This is a genomic window from Morganella psychrotolerans (assembly GCF_965118875.1).
GTDB lineage: Bacteria > Pseudomonadota > Gammaproteobacteria > Enterobacterales > Enterobacteriaceae > Morganella > Morganella psychrotolerans_C.
On record NZ_CBCPJD010000006.1, the window covers coordinates 1 to 15,377 of the forward strand.

Consider the following 15,377-nt stretch of genomic DNA (forward strand, 5'->3'; position numbering starts at 1 on the left):
TTATTCATTCAAACTACAGGTTCGTTGGCTTCTCTCAGCCAGCCGGGTCATATACTGATGTATGTTCCCCGTCTATCTTCCCTTGCCGCCTGCCTGCATTCTGAATAGTGTTGGGTATATACTGAGTGACAAACAGGCAATACGGCGGAGCAGGATGAAATACGATCTGAACGACCTTTATTATTATGTGAAAGTGGTGGAGCACGGTGGCTTCTCACAAGCCGGGCTGGCGCTGGGGATCCCGAAATCCAAATTGAGCCGCCGGATTGCCGATTTGGAGCAAAAACTCAATATTTCATTGATTTATCGCTCCACGCGACAATTTCATGTGACTGAAATTGGTCAGTTATTTTATCAGCAATGCAAAAATGTGGTTGATGAAGCGGAGATTGCGCAGGAGATTATCTGCTCGGCACAGAGTCATCCGCGCGGCAGTCTGAAAATAGCCTGTCCGGTGGCTTTGTTACAGGTTTATGTCCATGATTTACTGACCGATTTTATGGTTCTTTATCCGGATATTGATATACAAATCCTGGCGGTTAACCGTCCGGTGGATGTAATAAGCGAAGGGTTTGACCTCGCGCTGCGGGTGCGCGCATTACCGCTGGATGATTCAGGGCTGACTATGAAAGTGCTCGGCTATTCACGCCGTGTGCTGGTGGCATCTCCGCTGTTGTTTGCCGGTAAAGCAGCCCCTGTGCATCCCGATGAACTGGCCGGTTTTCCGATCCTCGCCAACAGCGAGCAGAAACACAATTATCCTCTGACACTGATCGATAAAGCAGGCGGCAGTGTCACTAAGCATTTGACCGCACGGCTTGCCACAACGGATGTAATGACACTGCACCGCGCCGCCCTGAAAGGGTTGGGAATTGCCCGGTTGCCCGAAGGTGTGGTTATCAGTGACCTGGCTGCCGGTAAATTGCTTCGGGTATTGCCTGACCGGCATTTCCCGGAAGATATCATTCACGCCGTTTTCCCGTCACGCAAAGGGCTGTTACCCGCCGTTCAGGCGCTGCTCAATTATCTGGCAGAACGGATCCCGCAGACGGCGCCGTTTTCGGGTGAGTGCGAACCAATAAAAAAGTCACAATAAAGTGACTTTTGAGATCAGGGATTTTTACAACTTGTCTGTTGGGGGAATGTCGCTGCCATTCTCCTGATGATTACTTTGCTCTTATAGTCCGGACCATCATCACGGTGCCTGTACGAACCCGTATCTCTGACAAAATACTTCATATTTTCAGAGCCGGGGGCGTATACCGGCTCCTGAACAAAAATACTGCTCTGCCCGACCATATCTTACTCCCCGGCGGCGGCGATGAGAGTTGTGCCGGTTGAAAGTAAATCATCAACTAAAATAATTTCTGAATTATTAAGTTGGTTATAATTAAAGTCAGGGTTTAATTTCCGGGGAGAAAAATAATGTCTTATCTTATTCGGAACCCGTTTTATTGAAAAAATAGTATTTACCGGTAATCTCTGTAATTCAGATAATGTCCGGTGTATTGCTTTTCTATGAGTGGGTTTTACATCTGGTGCATAGGTGTGATAGTGCGTAATAACTTCACTTACCGTTTGTTTTATAAAACAGTTTGTATACATGAGAATACCAAACCGGCGGGCGATTTTTTTAGTAAACTGTACTAAAACTGCGGACGATGATGGCATAGCAATTAAAAAATAATTTAAATCTGGTATTGTTTGTTTAATTTTATTCAGAATAATGATGAATGAAGATTTAAATTTATAAAATTCTTTATTTGTAATGGTGTAGTTATTGATACCTTTTAATGAGTAAATCAGCGGATTACCATCACGATCGGTATCACCGAATTTAGTTCTTTGGTAAATACTGTAAACGGTTATTCCCGGATGAGTACCAATTATGGTTATTTTGGGATTTTTCCTGACTGCTGTGATTATTCTGCGTTCATGATCCGCATTAAATCTGATCTCCCTTTCTGCTGAAATATCGATTCCCAATGTATATCATCCCTGTGATATTATTGAGTTTATAGGCTATCATATTTTATGTATATGCAACGTAAACGGGTATAGTTCTGCCGGGATGCAGGTATGGTTTTACCGGAGATGAGGCAAATAACCAGTCTATTCGCCTCATTGATTGAGTAGAATAAACCGGCTATTTGCCTCATTTGTATTATGCAGCAGGTATTTTCCCGAAACTGCCGTTATTAAAATCATCAACGGCATCGCGGATTTCCTGTTCGCTGTTCATCACGAACGGTCCGTAGCCGACAACCGGCTCATCAATCGGCTCACCGCTGAGGAACAACACGACTGCATCTTCCGTGGCGTCGAGCACAATAGTTGTGTCTGTCCCATCCAGGATCATCAGTTCACCGGCATTCAGCGGGGCGTGGCTGTCGACATAAATGCTGCCGTGCAGAACAATAAGTCCGGCGTTGCGGTTTGCTTTGGCAACCAGTCCAAGCGTTTTCCCGGCACGCAGGCGCAGATCCCACGCATCCATTTCGGTAAAGGTTCGCGCCGGTCCGTGCTGTCCGGCGTAATCACCGGCTATCACCCGCAGAGTCCCCGCATCATTCGGCAGATTGACAGTCGGGATCGTGCTGTTTTCCAGTAATTGATACCCGGGCGCAGATGATTTTGCCGCCGCAGGCAGATTTACCCACAACTGCACCATATCCAGTGTTCCGCCTTCCTGCATAAAACGATCAGAATGGTATTCCTGATGCAGTATCCCGGACGCGGCCGTCATCCACTGCACATCACCGGGACCTATCACGCCGCCTTTCCCGGTCGAATCGTGATGTGCCACGCCGCCGTCATAGACAATAGTGACGGTTTCAAAACCTCTGTGCGGGTGCTCGCCAACGCCGCGGTTTGCACCTTGTGAAGGCGGGAAATCCGCAGGTCCCGCGCGGTCGAGCAGTAAAAACGGATTCAGGTGTTTCCCGTGGTTACTGTAGGAAAACATCTGGCTGACAGGAAAACCGTCTCCGACCCAATGCCCTTTCGGAGCACGGTATGTACCGATAATGTTTCTCATGATTTATCTCCTCATAATTATTTCGCTATACCCGACGTCATTCAGGATGCAGCCAACAAACCGGCAGCTTGAATGGATAAGGGTATATACCCAACGTCATTCAGGATGCAGGCAGGCGGCAAGGGAAGGCAGACGGGGAGCATACACAAGTATGTGACCCGGCTGTCTGAGTGCAGCCAACGAACCTGCAGTTTGAATGAATAAGGGTATAAATAATAAGGGTATAAATCATGAGTGAGTAGTCGCGTATCCGGGTTTCACTGTTGCACAAACAGAACAGTGTTTATCCATCTCCGTTTGGTAACGATCCCCGGCACCACTGTGCGAGCTGCATGATGGCAGTTTCCACTTCAGTATCGCAGCCGAACCCTGCATTTAGCCGGAAACAGCGGTCGTAGCGGCTGTCCGTCGCAAAAATATGACCGGGTGCAATACCAATTCCTTCTGCCCGCGCATTGAGAAACAGGGTCCGGACATTCAGGCTGCCTTCCGGCATTGTCACCCACAGAACATAGCCGCCTTCCGGCGTTGTTACCGTCGTTCCCGGCGGAAACGTCCGCAGAACAAGGTTGCGGATTTTTTGTATCTGTACTGCCAGTTCACGACGCAGACGGCGCAGGTGCGCATCATAGCCGCCGTTGCTCAGTAGTTCGCTGATAGCGGCCTGCGGCAGAACCTGAGATCCCATTGATGAAGTGTATTTCAGCGAGGTGATTTTCCGCATGTAGTGCAGGCTGTGAACCCAGCCTATCCGCACGCCGGGCGCGATGGTTTTGGAAAATCCGCTGCACAGGATCACATTGCGGCTGAATGCCCGCATCGGAAACGGTCGCTGCTCACCAAATGCCGCATCACCGAAAGTATCATCCTCAATGATGATAATACCGTTTTCATCTGCCTGCCTGGTGATGTCGGCTTTGATTTCATCAGGGATCGTTTTGCCCAGCGGATTATTCACATTCGCCAGGGTGACAAATGCTTTTACCGCTTTGCTGCGGAACAGTGCGGTGAGTTTGTCACAATCCACATACCCTTGCGGGCAGGCGTCCACTTCGGTCAGCCGGAGATCGAGATTGCGCAGCATCTGGAGCAGGACAAAATAGCAGGGAGACTCCACGGCGACAGCATCCCCGGGCTCAAGGGTTGCGCGCAGCGCGAGGGAGAGCGCCTCAATACAGCCGTTGGTGATAAGCAGAGTATCAGGGGTAATGTTGCAGCCGTAACTGACTGCACGCCGGGCTATTTCCTCTTTCAGCGGCGGGTAACCGGTTCCTTTTACACAATCGCCAAGCAAAAAGGGCTTGCTGTAGCTGAGCTGGCGCATAATCTGGCTCAATTTTCTCACCGGATACAGCTCCCGCCTGCCGTTCGCCAGATCCAGCGGGACACGGCAGGCTTCACCGACCATCGACATATGCAGTTCTGTCTGTTCATCGAGCGGTGCAAAATCAGCAGGCTGTATCTCTGATTTTACCGGTTCGCGTGACAGGGGCAGAATTGGCGCGACAAAAAAACCGGACTTCGGCCTGGCAACCGCGACGTGTTCATCCTCCAGTGTGCGCAGGGCTTTCAGGGCGGTGGTCAGGCTGACATTGTGCTGTGTTGCCAGTGTTCTGACAGACGGCAGCCGGGTATCAGGCGGCAGAACACCTTCCTGAACCGCCCGTTTTATCTGTTCTGTTATCTGTCGGTAGCGGGGAAGGGACGCCATCTGTTCTGCCTCATTCTTCAGGGTTCTGTGTGTATCAGTAAGAGTATGCTGAGAGTAAATTATGAATCAAGGAGTTATCCGGCTTACTGTGAGGTATATATGACAACATTTGACAAAATCGTGAATTTATTACATTCGCATCAGGTTCCTTTTGAGGTGATTGAGCATCCGAAGGAAGGGCGCTCAGAGGCGATAAGTGCCATCCGGGGAAATAAACTGAGCCAGGCCGCCAAGGCTATGGTGCTGGAAGTGACGATTTCTTCTCAGGATCCGGTTTATGTGCTGGCGATTGTGCCGGGAGACTGTAAAGTCAATTTCAAAAATGTCGCCAGGCTGGCGGGCGGCAAAAAATCATCCTTTGCGTCACCGGAGAAAGCGCAGGCGCTGACCGGGTGTCAGATGGGGGCTGTGCCGCCGTTCAGTTTCAGTGACGCGCTGATACTGTATGTCGATAAACGCCTGACCGGTGCCGGACGGGTGTATTTCAATGCCGGGGAACTGGTACGCTCAATGTCTCTGGCTGCAGAAGATTATTTCAGTGTGATCGGGGCTGATCGCATTGCGGATATTGCGGTTTCACCCGACGGTGAATAAATAATATATACCCAACGTCATTCAAGATACAGGAAGGCGGCAAGCTCCGACCGCCGGGGAGCATACACAAGTATGTGACCCGGCGGGCTGAGTGCAGCCAACGAACCTGTAGTTTGAATGAATAAGGGTATAAAATAAAAAAGCGGAGAATAGAGATGGAATATTGTATCGCCACATTGGCGGATATGGATCAGGTTAAAGCATTACTGACACGTTATCATCTGACGACGATCAGTGAGGAAGATAAACCGGACGGATTTGTTACCACACAGATGAGTGATGAACAAATGGCTGATTTAATTGAAAATGAGCAGGGTTTGTTCATCGCCAAACAGGACGGTAATGTCGTGGCGTTTGTGATGGCGGCATCCTGGCAGTTCTGGTCACCCTGGCCGTTATTTGCTCACATGATTGATAAACTCGGTGATCATTCGTTCGCAGGACAGACTCTCAGCATGGAGAATTCCTATCAGTACGGCCCGGTCTGTATTGATACAGCAGTGCGCGGAAAAGGTGTTCTGGAAGGTTTATTTGCCTTTGCACTGGAAAAAATGTCGTTGCGTTTTGATATCCTGGTGACATTTATTAATAAAGTAAACCCGCGCTCTTATGCGGCACACACCCGGAAACTGGGGCTGACGGTGCTGGATGAATTTGAGTTCAATAATAACCATTATTACTGGCTGGTGTGTGAAACACGCTGATCTGCCGGAAATCAATGCACTAAACCCGCTTTTGGCGGGTTTTTTTGTATCTGTGGCTGATGAGTCACCTTTGATTGAGAATTTACTCACTTAACCATGCGTTCGCTACCGGTGGCCGGGATCATCAGACTGTTTATTGTTTTTATCTATCACAACCGAGGGGAAAACCGTTCTTACATGATTTTTCAAAGAAATCTTTAGCTAAAGCATTATCCTGCTTAATCCCTCTTCCTTCAAAATACAACTGTCCGAGATTATATTGCGCCACAGCATTATTTTGCTTTGCCGCCATTTCCCAGTATTTTCTGGCCTGGTCATTATCCACGCTCCCGAGAATCCCTGAGGTATACAGTATTCCGAGATTAAGTTGTGCATCTGCATTCCCCTGATTGGCAGAAAGATCATACCAGTATTTAGCCTTATTATAATCCTTATCAGCATAATCCAACTTAGCATCGACATACAAATCCCCGAGCTTAAGTTGCGCAATAGCATCGCCATTTGTAGCTTTCTGACACAATGCTATATCCTTATCTTTGCAATCAACAGAACCAGCGTATGCCGGTGAAAACAAAAAAAATAACATTAATAATTTTTTCATTTTTTAATTAATCCATATAAATAATAAATTTGGCTAATTTATTTTTATGTTGAACGGGCGGGCAAGTTAGTGAAAATAATTTGTTCATCCGCATAAACGCTCCTCAAAACGATTTTAAAACACGATTACACTATCAAACACCCAAATGGTTTACAACGGTTTCTTTATCGTTCTGATTCTATTTTAATATCATCAAAATAGACTTCAAAATCCACCTTGAAATAGTTAAAAGGTGCAAGCTTGTTTTGTGATAATCGACGATTTTAATAACCGGATAAAACGAAGATAATAGTTTTTTATTTTAATAACCCGCAGAGTTGAGGTTATTAAGGCAAATAATTAAACATAGCATAAATATACAAGGCGATGACGAAGTGTATACAACGCCAACGTGCCTGTATTATTTTAATTTGATGTTTTACTTTTTATATGGAGACAAAAAGGAGACAAAAACGTTGGGGTGGAGACAAGAAAGAGACATATTAAGAACAGGACAAGAACAGGGTATTTATATTATGTTTATGTTAATTCCACGTCAAAATGTATGGTTTCTATATTTTCATACTGCGGATAAAAATAATTTCACCATAAAGTTATATGTGAACGGTTATATATAAAACTCACTCTAAATCATGTTTCCCCGATGTGAAACAAGTTCACGCCTTACGGCAGGCATTGCGATATTGAAAATATGAAGGATTTTTTTGTGGTACTCCGGAAGGCACAGAGCCGAAATGATTCTGACCACCAAATATAGACACTGCCCTAAATGAGGTATTGGTTTTCAAACTGTTCCGGGCCGCTGATCCTGCCGCAGGCTCTATCAGTCTGCTGATGACAAAATGTTTAGTTTCGTACTAAAACACACATAGGGCTAATATCATAATATTTCGATCAACGGGAGGTAGCTTAAAGCTTGCCTGTTTGTTGTTTTTTTCTTTAGAATTTGCAAAGATAACCCGCACACGATTTTAGACCTACTATGCAATCAGGGACCGGATTGGCTTTCCACGCCCATGACCCGACAACAACGTACTGCGTTGCAATATCAATGTCGACGGGTTCTGCTTTGAGGATTCTGATATGACCACCTTTCATCAATTGACAGCGACAAGTCTTGGCGGGCAGCTCATATCTATGGCTGACTACTCTGGTAAGGTGGTTCTGGTCGTTAATACAGCCAGTCATTGTGGCTTTACGCCACAATACGGCAGTCTTGAAGCACTCTACAAGAAATACGCAGCTCAGGGCTTTGTGGTGCTTGGTTTCCCCTGCAATCAGTTCGGGAAACAAGAACCGGGCGGCGCTGAGGAAATCGCGCAGACCTGCTACATTAACTACGGTGTGAGCTTTCCGATGTTCGGGAAAGTAGAAGTTAACGGAATATCAGCACACCCGGTATTTCGTTATCTGAAAAACGAGCTGCCTGGTCTGCCGGGTGGGCGGATCAAGTGGAATTTTACTAAGTTCCTGATCGGACGTGACGGTGAACCGCTCAAGCGTTTTGCACCGTTCACAACCCCGGAGAAAATGGAAGCTGCAATTCTGGCTGCTCTTGAAATTTAAGTGTTTCGGTAATTCCAGCCATTTAATTGTAGTGTGCTTTCGAAAAAAATCATTGTCCGTGGGAGGGTAACTTCCGTTCTTCACTCAGACCAGCCTCTCAGGTTTAGTTATGTTCTGCCTGTGAAACCTGTCAATTCAGGTCTGAGTTAATACAAATAAGGGTATAAACGGGGTTATCGTGGTATTTGAGATATTCAGGAATATCCTGCATTACGGTTTTCATTTTCTGGTGCCGGTTTTATTCGCCCGGTTGTTCTGGCGACAGCACTGGAAAGCAGCTGCGTGCATTATGATAGCAACCATGATTATGGATGCGGATCATTTGCTGGCCGACCCGGTTTTTGACCCCGACAGATGCAGTGTGGGTTTTCATCCGCTTCATACTGTATGGGCAGCGGCGGTCTATTTATTTCTGCTGGTGATGCCGTCGTGGAAACTCCGCGCGGTGGCGGTGGGTTGTTTATTCCATTTATTCACAGACGGAATGGATTGTTATCTGGGAACTCTGAAGCAGGGCGCGGGGTTTGCGGGTTTATCATAGAAATCTGCCCTTTTATTGATGACAATAAGAGGGCAGAGCGTTTTTATACGCTATGAAATAATCAGAACGGATTATTCAGTACCGGAACCGAAATATCAGCACCAGGCAGACTGACTGACGGCGCTTTGACATCAATACTCGGCGCTGATGTTACCGGAACAGAAATACCGACTTCCGGTGCAGAAATAGTGGGTTTTCCGATATCGACGGATGGCATGGATGGATTTTTGCCGGAGGACACATCTGACGGCACAGAGGGAACACGACCGTTATTTGCCGGTTTTTGTGCTGACGGAATACGCCCGCTGTCAGCCGGTGCTTTCTGCATATCAGTATAAACCGGTGCATTTTGCGGTGCGGTACGCCGTCCTAACGGGGCTTTCTGTCCGTTAGCGCTGTTTTGTGCCGGTACTGCCTGAGTCTCCGGTTTACGCATCTGACCATCTACCGGCTGGCGTTGCGGCTGTTCTGCACTCACTTCTTTGCCGGTTAACAGCGGACCGTTTTCATTGAGTAGGGTGCCATCGTTCGGTGAACCGGAAGCCATAGCAGGATCGGTCTGTTTATGCGCGATATTCTGTCGACTGAGCAGTTTGCCCTGCTTGCGGTCGGTGCTTTCTTCTTCTGTGACCAGGCTGTCAGTATCTTTGACGGCAAAGGATTTTCCGCGGTAAGGCAGCAGCAGATAGGGCTTACAGGCATCAGTGTCACAACCGCGGTAACGAACCATGCCGTCGATGCTTAATGTGATAATCCCGCCGCCGTTAAGCAGATAATCCCAGGTTTTTCCGTTGATGGTCACGGTGCCGCTCATATTACACGGTGTCTGACTGTATTCACCGTAAGGCAGCGCTTCATAAGGTTTGCTCAGGGAGATGGCTTTTCTTATTTGATCGTCTTTCAGCGACCATTTTTCACAGGCACCTAATAATACGCCGTCACCGGAGGGATACATAATTTTCTCACCGGGTTTAATATCATAGTTTTTTTTGCTGCAACCTGAACTTATTAAGGCGAGCGCTATGATAACTAGGGGCGCCGGTAATGCTTTTAAGTATTTCATCGTATTTATAATATTCCTGTCTTCAGCCCGGTGTTATTGAGGTAATGACGGACATGATTTTTAGCCCATAGAATATTAACGGCTTACTGAATCGATATCTATCAGTGTTATCCGAAGCGTGACAGGAATAATAATAAAAAACCCGGTAAGAACTTGCCGGGTTTTTTATGAAAATAAAATGCTTATTGTGTCAGTGAATCATTCATCACTTTTTGGAACGTTTCCCACCCGCAATAACCATTTTTATCAACCGGGCAATTTTTCAGTTCCAGTGTGACGTTTTTAGGTGGTGTTTTTAAGGAAAGGTAACTGGTATTACGCAGTTGGTCAGATGACTGATAAATATAGTTAATTTTAACGTAGGATTTATTATCTTGTTTATCTGTCCAGCGCTGGAAAACCAGTTTTCCGCCGATTGGCGTGTGCTCATATTGTTCCGGTAACTGATACGGTTTAAATTCCAGAGCAGAGATAAGTGAGGCAATATTGGAGTCATGTCCGGCAAGGAAGGTAAATTTCGCTTCATTTTCCGGCGTTGCAGCGGCAAAGTGCTGATTAATATAGCTCAGTAACGGGTGAGCGACATTTTTTGCAATAATTCGCGGGGTAAATAAGCTCTCCTGATAACCGTTTTTCAGGGTATTCAGTTTTTTCCATTGCTCCGGCGTGGTTATTTCACCCCAGGCAACATCATTCGCCGGGAAACCTTCATAATATTGTAAATCGATAGCATCTACGGCGGAGTTAGCCATTTTCAGCGGCCCTTTAACACCCGGCTCTTTACCTGCTTCAATAATAAAGCTGTTTTTACCGTCCGCCAGGGAGCAGAGTTTATTTGTTTTGCACTGCTCTGAATTTTTAATATTGAGCAGGGTATTCAGCGCATTATAGCCGGGGGTCAGATCCTGACTTTTATAATGTTCTTCCATTGCAGCCAGCGCTGTGATTTTAAATTCAGCGCTGTCATTGGTGATGATCGGGTTAAATACCGGGTCCATTGTGCCGATTTCAGGCTGGTGCTTAACGGTGACAGCGCATCCCGGGAATGCCCCGGCGGTAAAGAACTGGGCTGTGGCGATAGTGCGTTGCAGACTGTTGGCGTACACACTTAGTGTTTTCGCATCTGTCGGGCACAGGGTATCCGGTAGTAATTTGTTCTCATCCAGCCATTCACGGAAATAGTGCCCCATATAGACTTCCAGTGCCCCCCCTTTGGTGGTCAGGTAGCCGCTCTGTGCATCCCATGCAGGCCAGGTTTTATCCGTGATTTCAGTCAGGATCCCGGTGTTTACAATCGGGGTGCGCAGGTTATGGCGGCTCATCACCAGCACCTGTTCCAGTGTCATTGTATCTGCTGAGGTATCGGCGAAAGCGGGAAGGGCGGGCGTCAGTAACGCGGCAGCAAGGGACATAGTCAGTAACGTCTGTTTCATCCGTAACACTCCTGAAGAATGATTAGTGAACCAGCAATAATGGATGAAATTGATACTATTTACTGCGCTGAATCTCCCAAATATACTCTTATTCATTCAAACTGCAGGTTCGTTGGCTGAACTCAGCCCGCCGGGTCACATACTGATGTATATGCTCCCCGTCTATCTTCCCTTGCTGCCTGCCTGCATCCTGAATGACGTTGGGTATATACCGATTGCCTGTGTTTAACACTGAAAATAGCGTTTAAGAAGTGGCGCGGTAAAGTTTTTCTTCAGATAAAATCCCCGGGGCAGCGTTTGTATCGGCTGACCCTGCGGACCAATGGCGTCGGTCAGCGCCCGGCTGTTTGCGGCTTTCGGACGGATTTGCATTACTTGTCCGTGACGGGCGGTGATCTGTTCCACTTTCCCCAGTACTATCATATCCATCAGTTCTTCCCAGTCCGACTGTAACAGGCGTTCTTCCTCTTCTGATGGTGACCAGAGCAGCGGTGAGCCGACCCGGCGCTGTGCCAGAGGAATATCACGTGAACCTTCCACCGGTACCCACAAGACGCGGGACAGCTTATGGCGCACATGGCACTGTGCCCAGGTAACGCCGCTGTTGCCGGTCAGCGGTGCAACACAGACAAAGGTGGTTTCCAGCGGCGTGCCGTGTCCGTCAACAGGAATGGTTTTCAGCTCCACGCCTATGCGGGTAAAATCCTGCTCCGCTTTACTGCCCGCTTCCGCGCCCAGCCAGTACTCCAGCAGCATCCCGACCCAGCCTTTATCACGACGCAAATCCGGCGGAACCGGTATTCCTGCGATAGCGGCAAGCTCACCAAAGGCTGCGCCCGCAAGGGATTGCGCACGGGAAAGCAGCGCGGCTTCGCTGTCAGGGGGTAACGGTGGCTGAAAGGTGTGTGTCATCATTTATGGCTGCTTAAAATTTGAACAGTGGTATCCGGTAAAATAATACATGGATATGAATGAAAAATAAATGTTATCTAATTTATTGATATATATCTATTAATTTTAATTTTTTGCCGGTGTGTGCAGAATAGATATGGCAGGTTGTACACGGGCATCTTCAAACAATGTACAGGATCACACACTAGGTTATCCACAGCTTTATGGGATAAGTGATAAAGCACTGTACTACTGGTTTGATTTACAGCCTTGACTTCCGCTCTTCTTCGCGTCTGAGATGCACTTTTGCTTACTGATAAGCCACAATCTGTGGATAACTATGATGGTGGTTACTTTTTGTTCTGCGTGAGTCTGTGAAGATCACCATGGGTGAATAATTCAGATAATTCTCTTTCTTTTTGTCATTATCTTGTTGATTTTTAATAAATTGATTGTGTGGTGAGTTTTTATCAACAGAGGGGGAATAAAAACTATACCCCCATTACCCTTGCGTTCTTCACAACTATATCCACAGAAAACGTGAATAAAAGCCATTTTTTTGTTGATGGGTGTTTATAACTTTGCCTTTTTCTGTGAATTAACTCTCCGGCGGGATAAACCAGGCAGATTTAAAATCAAACCAGCCGAAGGTATTCATTTTGACACCGCGCATACTGCGTTGCCCCTGCAATTCCAGCCAGTGATGGAACAACGGGTAAAGCATCTGTTCATCCACCATCTGTTCGCACCACTGTGCCAGTGACAGCGTGTTCTGACGCCAGTGTTTCAGCGGCGTGCGAAAATCGTCTGCCAGACAGCGGTGCAGCAGAGGAAGTTCATACAGGGTGGCAAAGATGGAAAATTCCAGCGGTTTATAGAAGTTTGCGGTGGCAAGCCAGAAATCACTGTCGCTGTTACCGTGAAACCAGGTGTCATAATCGGTGATAACAATGTGCAGAGTGACACCGTGCTCAGCCAGCAGTTTCTGTAATAACTTGCCGATAGCATGGTATTCATGGTGGTCATGATAATAGGTCAGTGTCAGTTCGGTGAGATCCGCCGGCTTTTCACAGGGTGCGATCAGTTTGCTGTGATGCCAGCGCAGCAGCAGACCGTATGCGGGTCGCCAGTGGCGCTGATAGAGCGGGTCGCAATGATACAGCAGATTGACGGGCGTCATCAGGCTGTTGAGCCAGCAGCGGATATCTTCCCGTTTTCCTTTCTCTGAACGTTTGTCATGAAGGAGAAAGTAACAGCCTTCTTCCATGCGGCTGTCGAGGGAATCGCTCTGCGTTCTGTCGTTGCCGATGTGCAGCGTGGTGCAGATCATTTTCTCTTCCAGTTCCGGTACGACGATGACAGACACTTCATCCAGCAGCGCGCGGTAGCCATAATAATGGTCAAAGGCGCGGATAGTCAGTTTCCGGTCATTGTTACAGACGACCTGATAGGGTCCTGTACCAACCGGATGGCGGGCAAAATCCGGCAGTTCCTGCCATTCATGCGGCAGGATCGCCGCATGCGGGCTGCCGGTGAGTACCGGAAACCACTGATCTTCATCACTCAGCGTGATATCAATGATATGAGGGCTATCTGAGCGGACAGTGCGGATATGACTGAAAAGCGGATGCCGGTCACGCAGGCGTTCAAAGGAGGAGATAATATCCACCATCTGCAATTCCCGCCCGTGGTGGAAAAAGATCGCGGGGCGCAGCCAGAAACGCCATTGTTTATCGCCGGTTTGTTGCCAGTGATGCGCCAGCGCAGGAATAACTTCCCCGTTTTCCTCATTTATTGCAGTCAGACCATTAAAAATCTGGCTGAGCAGATGCACTTCCGAGCGGCGCAGCGGAGAACCGGGCAGTAAATTATAAAATGGCCGGTAATAGATAATGCGCAGCAGACTTTTTCCCTGCCGGAAGCTGCGCTCCAGCTGGGACAGCACCATTTGGCGCATGGCATCTTTATCATTGACCATCTCAACCAGTTTTTCGATATTATCCTGTTCAATCAACAGTTCGGCGCGGGCGTGCTGTAATTCACGACCACTTTGCAGAAAGCTGAGATGTGAGCGCTTACCCCGTCCTGCTTCCGCCTGCCAGTGAAGCCAGCCTGCGCTCTGCATATTATTGAGCAGTGAGCGGACATGGCGGCGTGAGCAGTGCAGGATCGCGGCAAGTTCCTGAAGGGTGATATCAGTACTTTGTCCCTGATGGTGCTGCCACAGGCGGATGAATTGATGTTGCAGGCGGGGTGTGCTCATAAAAGGGGAACTCCGGTGATTTTTTCATCCATTTATATTTCCTTATATTAGATCCATACTCCTTATCATTAAAGCAGCTCATGATGTCAGTGTGATACCTGACTCACTCCCCATTCTTGAGTAATGGTTATACCCTTATTCATTCAAACTACAGGTTCGTTGGCTGCGATCAGCTAGGCAGGTCACATACTGATGTATGCTCCCCGTCTATCTTTCCTTGCCGCCTTCCTGCATCTTGAATGACGTCGGGTATATATTAACCGCCAGCCGCAAGGCTGGTTTTTTTTATGTCAGGGATTTAAAACGGAATTAAACGGGAAAAAGCTGCCATCACAAAAGGGGATGATGGCAGGGGTTCAATGGTGGAGATTAACGCAAGAACTCAGGTTGCTGTGCTTCAAAACGGGAAATCATACTGTCGTGTTGCAAGGTCAGTCCGATGCTGTCCAGTCCGTTCATCATGCAGTGGCGACGGAAGGTATCCACAGAGAACGGATAAGCTTTGCCGTTGGCAAAAACAGTCTCTTTTTCCAGATCAACGGTTATTTCTGCGCCTTCCGTGCTTTGCACCCATGTAAACAGTTCATTAATTGCCGCTTCGGGTAATTTCACCGGCAATAATTGGTTGTTAAATGAATTGCCGTAAAAGATATCGGCAAAGCTTGGTGCTATCACGACGCTGAAGCCGTAATCCGTTAATGCCCACGGCGCGTGCTCACGGGAGGAGCCGCAGCCGAAGTTTTCCCGTGCCAGTAAAATCGATGCGCCCTGATAACGCGGAAAATTAAGGACAAAATCCGGGTTTGGCACTTGTCCGTCGTCATCGAGAAAACGCCAGTCATTAAATAAATGCTGCCCGAAGCCGCTGCGGGTGACTTTCTGCAGAAATTGTTTCGGAATGATGGCATCCGTATCGACATTTGCCGTATCCAGCGGGGCGACAATACCCTGGTGTACAATAAATTTTTCCATT

At 47.6% G+C, this 15,377-nt stretch carries 14 protein-coding genes; 5 read left to right on the forward strand and 9 right to left on the reverse strand.

Going from position 1 to position 15,377, the window contains the following annotated elements:
- Window positions 1-154: 154 nt before the first annotated feature.
- The gene (locus ACMHKJ_RS07205) at window positions 155-1,096 is read left to right on the forward strand and encodes a LysR substrate-binding domain-containing protein (protein ID WP_413492781.1); all 942 of its coding nucleotides are present in this window, start codon (window positions 155-157) and stop codon (window positions 1,094-1,096) included.
- A gap of 206 nt (window positions 1,097-1,302) precedes the next feature.
- Here ACMHKJ_RS07205 and ACMHKJ_RS07210 read toward each other — a convergent pair whose 3' ends face one another.
- The 3 genes from ACMHKJ_RS07210 to ACMHKJ_RS07220 form a co-directional block, all read right to left on the reverse strand.
- The gene (locus tag ACMHKJ_RS07210; RefSeq protein WP_413492782.1) at window positions 1,303-1,986 is read right to left on the reverse strand and encodes a phosphoribosyltransferase; all 684 of its coding nucleotides are present in this window, start codon (window positions 1,984-1,986) and stop codon (window positions 1,303-1,305) included.
- A 178-nt stretch (window positions 1,987-2,164) separates the two neighbouring features.
- Window positions 2,165-3,037, reverse strand: coding sequence for a pirin family protein (locus tag ACMHKJ_RS07215; protein ID WP_413492783.1), 873 nt, complete (start codon window positions 3,035-3,037; stop codon window positions 2,165-2,167).
- 283 nt (window positions 3,038-3,320) lie between these two features.
- Window positions 3,321-4,748, reverse strand: coding sequence for an aminotransferase-like domain-containing protein (locus tag ACMHKJ_RS07220; protein WP_413492784.1), 1,428 nt, complete (start codon window positions 4,746-4,748; stop codon window positions 3,321-3,323).
- 99 nt (window positions 4,749-4,847) lie between these two features.
- Here ACMHKJ_RS07220 and ACMHKJ_RS07225 point away from each other — a divergent pair, with 99 nt between their 5' ends.
- The gene (locus ACMHKJ_RS07225) at window positions 4,848-5,342 is read left to right on the forward strand and encodes a YbaK/EbsC family protein (protein ID WP_413492785.1); all 495 of its coding nucleotides are present in this window, start codon (window positions 4,848-4,850) and stop codon (window positions 5,340-5,342) included.
- Between the two features lie 155 nt (window positions 5,343-5,497).
- Window positions 5,498-6,046 carry a GNAT family N-acetyltransferase gene (locus ACMHKJ_RS07230; RefSeq protein ID WP_413492786.1) on the forward strand — a complete coding sequence of 183 codons (549 nt, stop codon included), beginning with the start codon at window positions 5,498-5,500 and terminating at the stop codon, window positions 6,044-6,046.
- Window positions 6,047-6,188: 142 nt separating this feature from the next.
- On the opposite strand, the gene ACMHKJ_RS07235 is transcribed toward ACMHKJ_RS07230, so the two are convergent.
- Window positions 6,189-6,647, reverse strand: a complete 459-nt coding sequence (locus tag ACMHKJ_RS07235; RefSeq protein WP_413492787.1) for a tetratricopeptide repeat protein — start codon at window positions 6,645-6,647, stop codon at window positions 6,189-6,191.
- Between the two features lie 1,083 nt (window positions 6,648-7,730).
- On the opposite strand from ACMHKJ_RS07235, the gene ACMHKJ_RS07240 reads away from it, so the two are divergent.
- Both ACMHKJ_RS07240 and ACMHKJ_RS07245 read left to right on the forward strand, forming a co-directional pair.
- Window positions 7,731-8,213 (forward strand): glutathione peroxidase, encoded by a 483-nt coding sequence (locus ACMHKJ_RS07240; RefSeq protein ID WP_413492788.1) that lies wholly within the window; start codon window positions 7,731-7,733, stop codon window positions 8,211-8,213.
- 178 nt (window positions 8,214-8,391) lie between these two features.
- Window positions 8,392-8,754: a DUF6122 family protein gene (locus ACMHKJ_RS07245; RefSeq protein WP_413492789.1), complete on the forward strand. Its 363-nt coding sequence runs from the start codon at window positions 8,392-8,394 to the stop codon at window positions 8,752-8,754.
- A gap of 61 nt (window positions 8,755-8,815) precedes the next feature.
- Here the strand turns inward: ACMHKJ_RS07245 and ACMHKJ_RS07250 are convergent, their stop codons facing one another.
- The 5 genes from ACMHKJ_RS07250 to leuD form a co-directional block, all read right to left on the reverse strand.
- Window positions 8,816-9,709, reverse strand: a complete 894-nt coding sequence (locus ACMHKJ_RS07250; protein ID WP_413492790.1) for a RodZ family helix-turn-helix domain-containing protein — start codon at window positions 9,707-9,709, stop codon at window positions 8,816-8,818.
- A 290-nt stretch (window positions 9,710-9,999) separates the two neighbouring features.
- Window positions 10,000-11,250 carry a bifunctional glucose-1-phosphatase/inositol phosphatase gene (agp, locus tag ACMHKJ_RS07255; RefSeq protein ID WP_413492791.1) on the reverse strand — a complete coding sequence of 417 codons (1,251 nt, stop codon included), beginning with the start codon at window positions 11,248-11,250 and terminating at the stop codon, window positions 10,000-10,002.
- Window positions 11,251-11,475: 225 nt separating this feature from the next.
- Window positions 11,476-12,162: a DNA mismatch repair endonuclease MutH gene (gene mutH, locus ACMHKJ_RS07260; protein ID WP_413493311.1), complete on the reverse strand. Its 687-nt coding sequence runs from the start codon at window positions 12,160-12,162 to the stop codon at window positions 11,476-11,478.
- A 577-nt stretch (window positions 12,163-12,739) separates the two neighbouring features.
- The gene (sgrR, locus tag ACMHKJ_RS07265) at window positions 12,740-14,404 is read right to left on the reverse strand and encodes an HTH-type transcriptional regulator SgrR (RefSeq protein ID WP_413492792.1); all 1,665 of its coding nucleotides are present in this window, start codon (window positions 14,402-14,404) and stop codon (window positions 12,740-12,742) included.
- A 369-nt stretch (window positions 14,405-14,773) separates the two neighbouring features.
- The gene (gene leuD, locus ACMHKJ_RS07270; protein WP_413492793.1) at window positions 14,774-15,376 is read right to left on the reverse strand and encodes a 3-isopropylmalate dehydratase small subunit; all 603 of its coding nucleotides are present in this window, start codon (window positions 15,374-15,376) and stop codon (window positions 14,774-14,776) included.
- Window position 15,377 lies beyond the last annotated feature (1 nt).